This window comes from Sphingomonas sp. NIBR02145, from assembly GCF_027359115.1.
Classification (GTDB): Bacteria; Pseudomonadota; Alphaproteobacteria; order Sphingomonadales; family Sphingomonadaceae; genus Sphingomonas; species Sphingomonas kyeonggiensis_A.
On record NZ_CP114791.1, the window covers coordinates 668379 to 680252 of the forward strand.

Here is an 11874-nt window from a genome sequence, read left to right on the forward strand (position 1 = left end):
CGCCCGGGAAACCATCCGTTTCCGAAGTGGCTCAGGCCGTGAAGCGCTTGGTGAAGCCCTTGGCGTGCTTGTCCTCCGCCGCCTGGAAGGCCTCGACATGATCGACGACCGCCAGGGGCGGCCCTTCGCGACAGGCTTCGGTAAGCGAGGTCAGCGCCTCGTCATCGCCCTCGGCGAGTAACTCGACCCGCCCGTCCTTGAGATTGCGGACCCAGCCCTTCACGCCGAGCAGCTTGGCGGTACGCACCGCCCAGTCGCGATAGCCCACGCGCTGCACGCGGCCCGACACATAGATACGCTGTGCCGTCATATATCCCCAGCTCATTATTTTACCCGGCCGCAACCCTTCGGCCTGGCTGCACTTGTATCAACTTGCAGATTCGAGGGAATCCTTGGGCGCGGCGACTCGTCGCGCCTTAGGGGTAAGTGATCGCAATCACTTCATATTCGCGCTCGCCGGCGGGCAGGCTGACCCGGCGGAGGTCGCCGATCCCGGCGCCGCGCAGGGCACGGGCGAGCGGAGCGTTCCAGCCGACCAGCCCCCTGGCGGCATCGGCCTCGTCATCGCCGACCAGGGTGAGGGTGCGGTGGTTGTCGTCCTCGTCGGCGATCGTGACGGTGGCGCCGAAATAGGCGCGGCTCTTGTCTTCCTGCTGCGCCGGATCGACGACCTTGGCCGCCTTCATCCGCTTCGACAGCCAGCCGAGCCGCCGGTCGATCTCGCGCAGGCGCTTGCGGCCGTAGATATAGTCGCCATTCTCCGAGCGGTCGCCGTTGCCGGCGGCCCAGGAGATGGTCTCGACCAGGGCGGGGCGCTCGGTGGCGAAGAGCTGCTCATACTCGGCCCGCAGCGTCGCATAGCCGGCGGGGGTGATGTAGTTGGGGCGGTCCATCGTCCGCCCGGACTATCAGCCCGGCTTGTTCTTGCCCAGATACCAGCTGGTGTTCGCCGGCCCGCGCGAGCGCGAGCGCTCGGGGTTGAGCAGGTCGTAGACCACGGCGTTCTCGATCACGCGCTGGACGTAGTTCTTCGTCTCGAAGATCGGGATCTGCTCGATCCACTGGACAATGTCACCGCCGGGCAGGCGGGGGTCGCCATTGGCGCGGATCCACTTGTTCACATTGCCCGGGCCGGCGTTGTAGGCCGCGATCGCCAGCGGATAGCTGCCGTAGAGATTGTACATCCGCTGGAAATAGGTCGAGCCGAGCTGGATGTTGTAGTCGGTATCGGAATTGAGCGTGCCGGGGCTGTAGCTCATGCCCAGCTTGGTCGAGACCTCGCGGGCCGTGCCCGGCATCAGCTGCATCAGCCCGCGCGCGCCGGCATGGCTGACCGCGTCGCGATCGAACTGGCTTTCCTGGCGTGCGATGGCGTGGACGATCGTCCAGTAATCCTGCTGCGATGCCGGCACCGCCACGGTCGGGTAGCCCGCCGCGGTATAGTCCGACAGGCCGTTCTGCAGCGCGCTCTTGCCGACCAGCACGCCCAGGTCCGGGCGACCGATCGCGCGGCTCAGCTCGGCGGCGAGGATATGGTCGCTGTCCGAAGTCGCATCATTGGCGATCTGGCGGATGAACAGGCCCTGGTCCTGGCGATTGCCCATCGTGCCGAGCAGCTGTGCGGCGCGCACCGTCTCCTTCTTGAAGAAGGCATCGCGCACCGCCGGATCGCCGACCCGTGCGTTGAAATCGGGCGGGCGCTTGAGCGGATTGCCGAGCCGCTCGGTGGCGAGCTGGCCATAGAAGACGTCGGGGAAGCCGGCGGCCTGGGTGTAGAACCTGGTCGCCCCGGTCTGGTCGCCAGAGGCTTCGGCGGCGCGGCCGGCCCAGTAGAACCCCTTGGACTGGGTTGTCGGCGTCTTCGAGCCATGGCCATAGCGATCGAACATGCCGACCGCGTCGCGGCTGCGGCCGAGATTGTTGAACGCCACGGTGCCCGCCAGCCAGGTGAGGCTGGTATAGTCGTCGCGCTCGCCGAGCGGCTGGGCGCTGATATCGGTGCCCGCCGGGAACGCGTCATCGACCTGGCTGGCGATCTGATAGGCGAGGCTGAACTGCCCATCCGACTGGGCGCCGCGCGCCGCGGTAAGCAGCACTTCCATCCACTCCTCGGCGTCGCCGGGCGTGGAAGCGAGCTGGCGCGGCTGGGCGAGATAGGCGCGCATCGCCGGGCTCTGGCCGGTATCGCGCAACCACATCGCGCGATCGGCGATGAAGCCGGGATTGGTGCGGCCGAGCGCAAGCGCGTTCGAGCCCTTCACATCGGCATCCGCCGCCTTGGTGCGGAAGGCGATGCGGGCATCGAAGACCGGACGCATCGCCGGCGAGACATAGGCGAGCTGGCGCTGCGCCGCGCTGAGCGAGCCCGCCCAGAGCAGCCGGTCCATACGCGCATCATGATCCGGCGGGGTGAGCGCGGCCGAGAAGCCGGCGAGCAGCGCGGTTTCGTCGCGCGGGCGCAGCACGCCGTGACGCCAGGCCTGGCGTGCCTGCTGCTCGGCCTCGGCGCGCTTGCCGGAGGCCGCGAGCGCTTCGGCATAGCGGATGCGGCCGGCCGCGGTCAGCGGCGGGAAGCGCTCGAAGAAGCGGATGACCAGACCAGGGGCCCAGGTGCCGCTTTCCAGCACGGTCTCGGCAGCGGCGCGGCGACTTTTCTCACCGGGCCAGCCGGGATGCATGAGCAGAAAATTGGCATAGTCGGAAAAGGGATAGTTATCCGACTGCTGCAAGCGCTTCCATTCGATCAGCGCGTCGCCGAGCTGATCGGCCTGGATATAGGGCGGGGGCACGCGGGGAACGCCGGCTTCGAGCGCCACCTTGTACCACTGGATCTGTTCCTGCGTGAGCTGCGACGAGACGGCGAGCCCGGAAACGCCCGCGAACAGCAACGCACTTTTGAGCAGCGGAGCAAGCATACTGGACATGATACGCGTGTCGCTCCTATCTGCCAGCCCCGAATTGGGGAATTAGGGAAGATTTTGAGACCATGTTTTCCGGCTCCATTCCCGCGCTTGTGACGCCGTTCCGTAGCGGCATCTTCGCGGATGAAGATTATCGTGCGTTCGTTGAATGGCAGATTGCTGAGGGCTCTGCCGGGCTGGTGCCGTGCGGCACCACCGGCGAGGCCGCGACGATGCCGAAAGACGAGCATTTCGAAGTCGTCCGCGTCTGTGCCGACCAGGCGAAAGGCCGTGTGCCGGTGCTCGCCGGTGCCGGTTCGAACGACACGCTGGTCGCGATCGAGAATGTGAAGGCATCGCAGGATGCCGGCGCCGATGCGGTGCTGATGGTCCCGCCCTATTACAACCGGCCGAGCCAGGAAGGCATCTTCCAGCATTTCGCGGCGATCGCCGAGAAGGCTGAGCTGCCGATCGTGCTCTACAATGTGCCGGGCCGCACCGTGACCGACATCCAGCCCGCGACGATGGCGCGGATCGTCAAGGCGTTTCCGGGCAAGTTCATCGGCGTGAAGGATGCGACAGGCGCGCTCGCCCGCGTTTCCGAGCAGCGTGCAGGCTGTGGCCACGACTTCATCCAGCTTTCGGGCAATGACGAGACGGCGCTGGCGTTCAATGCGATGGGCGGCACGGGCTGCATCTCGGTGACCGCCAATGTCGCGCCAAAGCTCTGCGCCGAGTTCCAGGCCGCCTGGGCGGCGGGCAACCACGCGCTGGCGCTGGAACTGCACGACCGGCTCTATCCGCTGCATATCGCGATGTTCACCGATGCGTCGCCCGGCCCGGTGAAATACGCAATGACCCGCGTGCGCCAAGGCTTCCCGGAGGAACTGCGCCTTCCGATGACGCCGGCGGGGGAAGCGAGCCGCAAGGCCGTGGACGCCGCGCTGGAGTTTGCGGGCCTGGTCTAGCTCTTATTCCCCTCCCTTCCAGGGAGGGGAGTTTAGACCTTAAGTCCGCTGTTCGCCGCCTGCGTAGTAGGTCGGCACATGGCCGCGGATCCAGGCGTTCTCGCGGAACCACTTGGTCACGATATATTTGGTGCCCTCAAGCACGCGCATGCCTTCGTGCAGCGTGTCATAGTTCGGCGTGCCGTCTTCCATCATGTTGTTCCACATCAGCATCAGCCCCTTTTTCGGGCGGAAGCGGACGCCGGCGCGCGGAAACCAGGTGGCGCCGCCCTCCTCGACATCGTTGAGGTAGATCATCGCGGTCCAGGTGCGCTGCCCGCCGAATTCGAGCATCTTCTCCCAATATTCCGCGCCTTCGTGGAAATAGTCGCAATGCGCGCGGAACTGCTGGCCGGGGGCGTAGCGCTGGCCCTGCAGCGTTTCGGCATTGGCTGGCGGAAGGCCCAGCACATTGGCGATGTGGTCGTCGATGCGCCAGACATCGGCAGCCCAGCGATCGAGATCGGTGGAGCTGCTGGTGCGGAATTCGGGATCCTCATGCGCCGCGAGCAGCGTGGAGGGCCGGGCGGACTCATCGATCATGCCGACCAGGATGTCGCAGTCCGCGTCGCTGAGGAAATCGGGATAGGTGAAGATCTGCGCGGTCTCCACCTTCGCGCGCTTGACCGCGGGATTGGCTTCCAGCTTCGCCACCACTTCGCGGCCGATGCGCGCGCGATTGGGGGACGGGGTTCCCGACACTTTGCCGACTTGCTTGCTCACACCGGCCAATTCGCGCCTGCGGGCTGCAAAAGCAAGAGGCCCGGTCCTTGCGGGCCGGGCCTCCTCTGTCTGGCAAGATGCGGGCTGGCTTACCAGAAGATGTCGTAGATCACGTCGACCACTTCGCCGGTGTCCACATCGACCAGAAGGGCGTCGTTGTAGTAGCGGACCCAGCGATAGGGGCCGTACGCGTCCGGCAGGCGGTAATAATAGGGATCATTGATCCAGTATTGCGACGAGAACAGGATCGAGTTCAGCGTGAAGCCGATCCCGAAGCGACGATAGCCATAGCCCCAGCCCGACGGCGCATAATAGCGCGGCAGACGGTAGAGGCTGCGGTTCGAGGTGCGGTAGCCGCGCCAGTCATAGCGGCGATCGTTGCGCCAGCTGTTGCTCCAGCTCCCGCGATTGCCGCCCCAGCCGCGATTGTTGTCCCAGCCGCGGTTGCGGTCGTTCCAGCCGCGATCGTTGTTGCGGTTCCAGTCGTTGCCGCGGCGATCATTGTTCCAGTTGCGGTCGCGGTTGCGATCGTTCCAGTTCGGGTTGCCGCGATCCCACTGGCCGCCGCGATTATTGTCGCGGTTCCAGTCGCGCCGGTCATTGCCGCCGCGATTGCCGTCCCAGCGCTGCTGCGGCTGGGCCTGGGGCGGGGAAACCTGCTGGCCGCCGGGCTGGCCGCCACCACGGTTCCAGCCCCCACGTCCCCAGCCGTTGCCGACATTGCCGCCGCCATTCCAGTCGCGACGCGGCTGCTGCTGGGGTTGGGGTTGCGCCTGCTGCTGCGGAGCCGAGGACTGGCCCCAGCCACCACGGTTGCCGCCGCGATCACCACGATCACCGCGGTTCCCGCGATCGCCACGATCCTGAGAGGGCTGCGAGGCGCCCGAATTGCCGCCGTTGCGGTCGCCGCCACCCCAGTGGCGGCCACGGTCCTGCGCCAGTGCCGGCGGGACCAGAGCAGTTGCGGCGATGATCGCCGCGAGCAAGGTCTTCTTCATCTAGTGTCTCCGCTGGACCGGCACACACGCCGGGCTTCGAGGGTAAACACTCTCTAAAGCCCAGTGGCTGACATGACTCTGAATTCATCTGTCAGCTTATTGAAAGCATCTGAAATAGTTCAGGGTTCCGCCGGCTGGTCCTCCTGAGCGGCGGGTGGCGATGCAGGCTCGGGCGCGTCGCCACGGGCGATGCGGGCGGCATTCTGGATCGCTTCCATCAGTCGCGGGTAAATGCCGCAGCGGCAGATATTGGGGATCGCTTCCTTGATGTCCGACTCGCTGGGATTGCGGTTTGCGCGGATCAGGGTGGATGCGGCCATCACCACGCCCGGGATGCAATAGCCGCATTGGGGCACGTTGGCGGCGATCAGCGCCTGTTGCACCGGATGGCTGCGATCCTTGGACAGGCCCTCGATCGTGGTGACGAACGTGCCTTCAAGCGCGCCGATCGTCACTTCGCAGGCGAGCCGCGCGGTGCCATCGACATCGACGGTGCATGCGCCGCAATCGCCGGTGCCGCAGCCATATTTGGTGCCGGTGAGGTTCGACGCGTCGCGCAATGCCCAGAGCAGGGGCGTGCGCGGGTCCATCTTGTAGGCAACCGGCTGGTTGTTGACGGTAAAGCGAGTCATGGGAGGGGTGTAGCGGGAAACCAGCCGTTTCCGAAACCGGCATTGCGCCGGGCCGTGGCGCACGCGACATCCAGTGCATGACACTTCCCACGCTCTTCGTGCCCCATGGCGGCGGCCCCTGTTTCTTCATGGACCCCAATGGTGGTCCTCCGGATCCGATGTGGCAGCCGATGCAGGCCTATCTGGCCGGGCTGATCGACTCGCTCCCGGAGAAGCCCAGGGCGATCCTGCTGATCTCCGGCCATTGGGAGGAGGAGCAGGTCACGGTGCATGCCGGCAACGGCCAGCCCCTGCTGTTCGACTATTATGGCTTCCCGGAGCACACCTATCGCCTGCGCTGGGATGCGCCCGGCTCGCCGCAAGTCGCGGTGCGGGTGAAGGAACTGCTCGAGGGCGCCGGTTTCCCGGTGGGCGAGGAGCGGGAGCGCGGCTGGGATCACGGCGTGTTCATCCCGATGATGGTCGCAGTGCCGGGGGCGGACATCCCGCTCGTCCAGCTCTCGCTGCGCAAGGACCTCGATCCCGCCGACCATATCGCGCTGGGCAAGGCGCTGGCACCGCTGCGCGATGAAGGCGTGCTGATCGTCGGCTCGGGCATGAGCTTCCACAACCTGCGCGCCCGCGGGCCGCAGGTAACGCCGGTCGCCGACGAATGGGATGACGCGCTTACCGCGGCGGTGACCGATGCCGATCCGGCGCGCCGGGCCGAGCGTGTCGCTGCCTGGGACAAGCTGCCCCACGCCCATTTCGCGCATCCGCGTGAGGAGCATCTCCTTCCGCTGATGGTCGCGCTCGGCGCGGGCGGCGAGGGGCCGGCGGTGTGCGATTACCGAGACCATGTGATGGGATGGACGGTGTCGGGCTACCGCTTCGGCTAGCTCCGACACCCAAGGCGCTACTCCCGCCAGCTCTTGTCCGTCCGGTCCACCAGCCGCACCATTGCCGCGAAGTCCGCCGCGCCCGGGCCGCCGGGAACCTGCGCCATATGGAGGTCGCGCTGGTGCACTGCCACGACTTCGTCCGGCACCACTAGCGGCTCGCCCATCGAGGCGGTGGCGATCTGGATCTCGCAGGCGCGCTGGAGCGACCAGTGCTTGATGAACGCCTCGGGCACGGTGCGGCCCATCACCAGGATGCCGTGGTTCTTGAGCAGCATCACCCGCTTGTCGCCGAGATGCGCGAGCAAGCGTTCGCCTTCCTCGTCACGCACGGTCACGCCCTCGAAGTCGTGATAGGCGATCTGGCCGGAGAAGTTGCAGGCGTAGAAATTGGTCGGACGCAGGCCGCCCTCGACGCTGGCGACCGCCATGCCCGCCGTGGTGTGGGTATGCGCGATGCAATGCGCGTCGGGCAGGTGGCGGTGGAACAGCGAATGCTGGACGAAGCCGGCGCGGTTCACCGGATAGGGTGAGTCGTCGAGCTTGTTGCCGTCGATGTCGATCTTGACGAGGTTGGAGGCCTTCACCTCGGAGAAGTGCAGCCCGAACGGATTGATGAGGAACGCGCCTTCCTCGTCCGGCACCTTCAGCGTGATGTGGTTGTAGATCATCTCGGACCAGCCGAGCATGTCGAACACCCGGTAGCAGGCCGCGAGCTGCTGGCGCGCCTCCCACTCGGCTTCGGTCATTACTTTGCTTGCCAGCGCGGTGGCCATGTTACCTCTCCCAAGGCTTTTTCGTGGATCGGGTATGCCACGTCGGGAGGCCTAGCGGAAGGCGTAAGGCACCACGCTGCGCCGGTCCGGATCGATGGCGATGGCGGAGGCGGCGGGCGGGAAGGCGCGCTGGTCGCAATCGGTGCGCGGGCAGATGCGGCAGCTGGCGCCGATCGGTGTGGCCGCGCCGCCGGGCTTGAGGTCGTCGGCATAGACGAAGTCGGCCGCGTGCAGCTCCTCGCAACCCAGCGCCACCGCATAGCGGCGCGAGGGGCGGGCGTAGCTGCCCGAAGGCTTCACCAGACCCTTCGCCATCGAGACGTAGCGGGTGCCGTCGGGCATCTCGGCGTGCTGGACCAGGATTCGGTCGGGGATCGCCACTGCCTCATGTACCACCCAGAGGGGGCAGGCGCCGCCCAGCGCCGCGAATTGCAGGCGCGTCGCCGAATGCCGCTTGGTGATGTTGCCGGCCATGTCGACCCGGCAGAAGAAGAAGGGCAGGCCGGCGGCGCCCGGGCGCTGGAGTGTCGAGAGCCGGTGGCAGGCCTGCTCGAAGCTCACCCCGAAGCGCTGGCGCAGGCGATCGATGTCGTGGCGGACGTCGCGCGCGGTATCCCTGAACGCGCCATAGGGCATCAGCAGCGCACCGGCGGCATAATTGGCCAGGCCGATGTTGAGCAGTTCTCGAGCAGCGGGCGAGGCCAGGCCCGCGTCGTCGACCACCTGGCGCATCTCGTTCTCGAACTCATAGCGGACCAGCCGGTGCGCAAGCAGGAAGGCACGGCTCTCTGGCGGAAGCGCGCTGTTGACCGCGAGGGTGCGGTCCCGCGGATCGAAACGGCTGAGCTGGCTGCCGTCGCCATCCTCGCCGACCACGCGCACGCCGTGCCAGCGCAGGCGATCCTCCAGTCCCCGGGTGGGGCGATCGGGATCGAGGTCGCCGGCGAGCGTCTCGGCCGAGCGATCGACGGCGTCGATATAGTTGCCCTCGGCCTGGAACCAGTCGCGTACCTCCTCCCAGGGGAGCGGGGCTGCATCACTCGAGCCGCTGTCGTAGCGGTCGTCGAGCACGCGAAGCTGTTCCTGGCTGCGGCGCCAGGCTTCGTGGAGCGCGACCATGCGGCGGGCGAGCAGGGGCTGTTGCTCGATCCCACGACGGACATCGCTCTCCTCCATCCGCTCGGCGGGGACGCTGGCATCGGTGGCGGCATCGATCGTGCGGAGCAGGGAGATGCTGGACTCGGCGTCACCGAACGGCTCGAGCGGGAATTCGCGGGACAGCGCTACCAGCACGATATCGGTGATCGGCCGGTCGTTGTTCTCGATCTGCGAGAGATAGGAAACCGAGATGCCGAGCCGCGCGGCCATGGCTGCCTGGCTGATCCCCGCGCGCTTGCGCAGCTCGCGCAGGCGAAAACCTTCGAAGACCCGGCGGCGGGGGGAGGTCGTCAAATCCCCCTCCCTGGAAGGGAGGGGTTAGGGGTGGGTGTGGGCCTGGCGATACTTCCACCGATGAACTTGGTCCCTCCGTATCGCGGGCAAGTACCCACCCCCAGCCCCTCCCTTGCAGGGAGGGGGGCAAGAAGGGCGAGGCGGAGCGATCTGCGCATGTCCGCAGTATATCTGCAAACCCGCACGATACAACTTTGCAACATTGCATTTGCGAAGGACGCATGTCCCGATGCAGAGGCAGCCAATTCCAAGGGGAACCGCATGTCGTCGACGATCGAGGAACTGGAACGCCGCCGCGCTGCCGCCCGCCTGGGCGGTGGGCAGAAGCGGATCGACGCGCAGCACGCCAAGGGCAAGCTCACCGCGCGTGAGCGGATCGAAGTGCTGCTCGACCAGGGATCGTTCGAAGAATTCGACATGTATGTCGAGCACAACTGCGTCGACTTCGGCATGCAGGACCAGATCGTCCCTGGTGACGGCGTCGTTACCGGATCGGGCACGATCAACGGCCGCCTCGTCTTCGTGTTCAGCCAGGACTTCACCGTGTTCGGCGGTTCGCTCAGCGAACGTCACGCGCAGAAGATCTGCAAGATCATGGATATGGCGATGAAGGTCGGCGCGCCCGTGATCGGGCTCAACGACAGCGGCGGCGCACGCATCCAGGAGGGTGTCGCGTCGCTCGGTGGCTACGCCGAGGTGTTCCAGCGCAACGTGCTGGCATCGGGCGTGGTGCCGCAGCTGAGCCTGATCATGGGCCCGTGCGCCGGCGGCGCGGTCTACTCCCCCGCGATGACCGACTTCATCTTCATGGTGAAGGATTCATCGTACATGTTCGTCACCGGCCCAGATGTAGTGAAGACCGTTACAAACGAGATCGTCACGCAGGAGGAACTGGGTGGTGCGGTGACGCATACCACGAAGTCGGGGGTCGCCGACGTGGCCTTCGATAATGATATCGAGGCGCTACTCGCGGCCCGCGACTTCGTGGACTTCCTTCCCGCCTCGAACCGCGAAGAGGTGCCCGAGCGGCCGAGCGACGATCCCTGGGATCGCCTCGAGCCCAGCCTCGACAGTCTGATCCCGCCGAGCGCGAACCAGCCGTACGACATGCACGAGCTCATCAAGAAGACGCTCGACGAGGGCGAGTTCTTCGAGCTGCAGCCGAGCCATGCCGGCAACATCCTGATCGGCTTCGGCCGGATCGAGGGGCGCACGGTGGGCGTGGTCGCCAACCAGCCGATGGTGCTGGCCGGGTGCCTCGACATCAACAGCTCGAAGAAGGCGGCGCGGTTCGTGCGCTTCTGCGACGCGTTCGGGATCCCGATCGTGACCTTTGTCGATGTGCCGGGCTTCCTGCCGGGTGTCGGCCAGGAGCATAGCGGCATCATCAAGCACGGTGCCAAGCTGCTTTACGCCTATGCCGAGGCGACAGTGCCCAAGATCACCGTCATCACGCGCAAGGCCTATGGCGGCGCCTATGACGTGATGGCCTCGAAGCATCTGCGCGGCGACCTCAACTATGCCTGGCCGACTGCCGAGATCGCGGTGATGGGCGCCAAGGGTGCCGTGGAGATCATCTTCCGTGGGCGTACGCCGGAGGAGATCGCCGAGCGGACCGCCGAATATGAGGCACGCTTCGCCAATCCGTTCGTTGCGGCATCGAAGGGTTTCGTGGACGAAGTGATCATGCCGCATTCGACGCGCCGGCGGATCGCCCTGGGGCTTCGGAAGCTGCGCAACAAGCAGCTCGAGAACCCTTGGAAGAAGCATGACAATATTCCGCTGTAATGGGCTTCCTGCTCGCCTTGACCTTGGGTGGCATGCTGGTTTCGGGCTGGGAGATCAGGCGAGGAATCGCGGAAGGACGCGTGCGATTTCAGGCCGGTTTCATTGAACGCACCAGATCGCCCAAGTCGTTTTGGCTATGGTTTGCGATCCTGGTCGCGATCTTCGCTGGGATGGGCGTGTTTTCATTCGCGACTTTGAGCCTGATTGCGAGAAACGGACTATGAAACTCGGCCGCCTCAACCATGTCGGCGTTGCGACGCCTTCGATCGAAGCGTCGATCGCCTTCTACCGCGACGTGATGGGCGCGGAGGTGGTCCGCGAACCGTTCGACCTGCCGGCGCAGGGCGTGAAGGTGTGCTTCGTCGATACGCCGAACAGCCAGATCGAGCTGATCGAGCCGCTGGGCGAAAGCTCGCCGATCCACGGCTTTCTGGCGAAGAACCCGGCGGGTGGGCAGCATCACCTCTGCTACGAGGTGCCCGACATCCACGAAGCCAAGGCCTGGTTCGAGGCGAAGGGCGCCAAGGTGCTCGGCGAGCCGCGCATCGGCGCGCATGGCACGCCGATCTTCTTCGTCCACCCCAAGGACATGGGCGGGGTGCTGACCGAGATCATGGAGACGCCGCGTGATCATTGATCCTGTATTCCCTCTCCCCTTGTGGGAGAGGGAGGGAGCGACGCAGTCGCGGAAGGGTGAGGCGGCTGTGTCTCCCTACGTCC

Annotated in this window: 13 protein-coding genes; 5 read left to right on the plus strand and 8 right to left on the minus strand. The window is 66.0% G+C overall.

Annotated elements, in window-relative coordinates; genetic code table 11:
- Positions 1-31: 31 nt before the first annotated feature.
- The 3 genes from O3305_RS03120 to O3305_RS03130 form a co-directional block, all read right to left on the minus strand.
- Positions 32-325 carry an acylphosphatase gene (locus tag O3305_RS03120; protein ID WP_269575097.1) on the minus strand — a complete coding sequence of 98 codons (294 nt, stop codon included), beginning with the start codon at positions 323-325 and terminating at the stop codon, positions 32-34.
- Between the two features lie 91 nt (positions 326-416).
- Positions 417-893, minus strand: a complete 477-nt coding sequence (gene greB, locus O3305_RS03125; protein WP_269575098.1) for a transcription elongation factor GreB — start codon at positions 891-893, stop codon at positions 417-419.
- 15 nt (positions 894-908) lie between these two features.
- Entirely contained in the window at positions 909-2915 is a 2007-nt protein-coding gene (locus O3305_RS03130; RefSeq protein ID WP_269576439.1) for a transglycosylase SLT domain-containing protein, read from the minus strand.
- 71 nt (positions 2916-2986) lie between these two features.
- Between O3305_RS03130 and dapA the strand changes: the two genes are divergently transcribed.
- The gene (gene dapA, locus O3305_RS03135) at positions 2987-3868 is read left to right on the plus strand and encodes a 4-hydroxy-tetrahydrodipicolinate synthase (RefSeq protein ID WP_269575099.1); all 882 of its coding nucleotides are present in this window, start codon (positions 2987-2989) and stop codon (positions 3866-3868) included.
- A gap of 39 nt (positions 3869-3907) precedes the next feature.
- On the opposite strand, the gene O3305_RS03140 is transcribed toward dapA, so the two are convergent.
- From O3305_RS03140 to O3305_RS03150, 3 genes are all read right to left on the minus strand, one after another.
- Positions 3908-4609, minus strand: coding sequence for a prolyl hydroxylase family protein (locus O3305_RS03140; RefSeq protein ID WP_269575100.1), 702 nt, complete (start codon positions 4607-4609; stop codon positions 3908-3910).
- 110 nt (positions 4610-4719) lie between these two features.
- A complete protein-coding gene (locus tag O3305_RS03145) occupies positions 4720-5628 on the minus strand; it encodes an RcnB family protein (RefSeq protein WP_269575101.1) in 909 nt (302 codons plus the stop codon).
- Between the two features lie 119 nt (positions 5629-5747).
- Positions 5748-6260 (minus strand): (2Fe-2S)-binding protein, encoded by a 513-nt coding sequence (locus tag O3305_RS03150; RefSeq protein ID WP_269575102.1) that lies wholly within the window; start codon positions 6258-6260, stop codon positions 5748-5750.
- A gap of 77 nt (positions 6261-6337) precedes the next feature.
- Between O3305_RS03150 and O3305_RS03155 the strand changes: the two genes are divergently transcribed.
- A complete protein-coding gene (locus O3305_RS03155; protein WP_269575103.1) occupies positions 6338-7138 on the plus strand; it encodes a DODA-type extradiol aromatic ring-opening family dioxygenase in 801 nt (266 codons plus the stop codon).
- Between the two features lie 17 nt (positions 7139-7155).
- Here O3305_RS03155 and O3305_RS03160 read toward each other — a convergent pair whose 3' ends face one another.
- The gene (locus O3305_RS03160) at positions 7156-7914 is read right to left on the minus strand and encodes a class II aldolase/adducin family protein (RefSeq protein WP_269575104.1); all 759 of its coding nucleotides are present in this window, start codon (positions 7912-7914) and stop codon (positions 7156-7158) included.
- A 51-nt stretch (positions 7915-7965) separates the two neighbouring features.
- A complete protein-coding gene (locus O3305_RS03165; protein ID WP_269575105.1) occupies positions 7966-9366 on the minus strand; it encodes a helix-turn-helix domain-containing protein in 1401 nt (466 codons plus the stop codon).
- Between the two features lie 261 nt (positions 9367-9627).
- Between O3305_RS03165 and O3305_RS03170 the strand changes: the two genes are divergently transcribed.
- The 3 genes from O3305_RS03170 to mce are packed head-to-tail and all read left to right on the plus strand — an operon-like array spanning position 9628 to position 11791.
- The gene (locus O3305_RS03170) at positions 9628-11154 is read left to right on the plus strand and encodes an acyl-CoA carboxylase subunit beta (protein ID WP_269575106.1); all 1527 of its coding nucleotides are present in this window, start codon (positions 9628-9630) and stop codon (positions 11152-11154) included.
- Positions 11154-11378, plus strand: coding sequence for a hypothetical protein (locus O3305_RS03175; protein ID WP_269575107.1), 225 nt, complete (start codon positions 11154-11156; stop codon positions 11376-11378). The genes O3305_RS03170 and O3305_RS03175 overlap by 1 nt, the downstream gene beginning before the upstream one ends.
- Positions 11375-11791 carry a methylmalonyl-CoA epimerase gene (mce, locus tag O3305_RS03180; RefSeq protein WP_269575108.1) on the plus strand — a complete coding sequence of 139 codons (417 nt, stop codon included), beginning with the start codon at positions 11375-11377 and terminating at the stop codon, positions 11789-11791. The genes O3305_RS03175 and mce overlap by 4 nt, the downstream gene beginning before the upstream one ends.
- Positions 11792-11874: the final 83 nt, after the last annotated feature.

Coding starts and splice junctions, on each gene's coding strand:
- O3305_RS03120 (WP_269575097.1), bottom strand. CDS start 325: ATGAGCTGGGGATATATGACGGCACAGCGTATCTATGTGTCGGGCCGC.
- greB (WP_269575098.1), bottom strand. CDS start 893: ATGGACCGCCCCAACTACATCACCCCCGCCGGCTATGCGACGCTGCGG.
- O3305_RS03130 (WP_269576439.1), bottom strand. CDS start 2,915: ATGCTTGCTCCGCTGCTCAAAAGTGCGTTGCTGTTCGCGGGCGTTTCC.
- dapA (WP_269575099.1), top strand. CDS start 2,987: ATGTTTTCCGGCTCCATTCCCGCGCTTGTGACGCCGTTCCGTAGCGGC.
- O3305_RS03145 (WP_269575101.1), bottom strand. CDS start 5,628: ATGAAGAAGACCTTGCTCGCGGCGATCATCGCCGCAACTGCTCTGGTC.
- O3305_RS03150 (WP_269575102.1), bottom strand. CDS start 6,260: ATGACTCGCTTTACCGTCAACAACCAGCCGGTTGCCTACAAGATGGAC.
- O3305_RS03155 (WP_269575103.1), top strand. CDS start 6,338: ATGACACTTCCCACGCTCTTCGTGCCCCATGGCGGCGGCCCCTGTTTC.
- O3305_RS03160 (WP_269575104.1), bottom strand. CDS start 7,914: ATGGCCACCGCGCTGGCAAGCAAAGTAATGACCGAAGCCGAGTGGGAG.
- O3305_RS03170 (WP_269575106.1), top strand. CDS start 9,628: ATGTCGTCGACGATCGAGGAACTGGAACGCCGCCGCGCTGCCGCCCGC.
- O3305_RS03175 (WP_269575107.1), top strand. CDS start 11,154: ATGGGCTTCCTGCTCGCCTTGACCTTGGGTGGCATGCTGGTTTCGGGC.
- mce (WP_269575108.1), top strand. CDS start 11,375: ATGAAACTCGGCCGCCTCAACCATGTCGGCGTTGCGACGCCTTCGATC.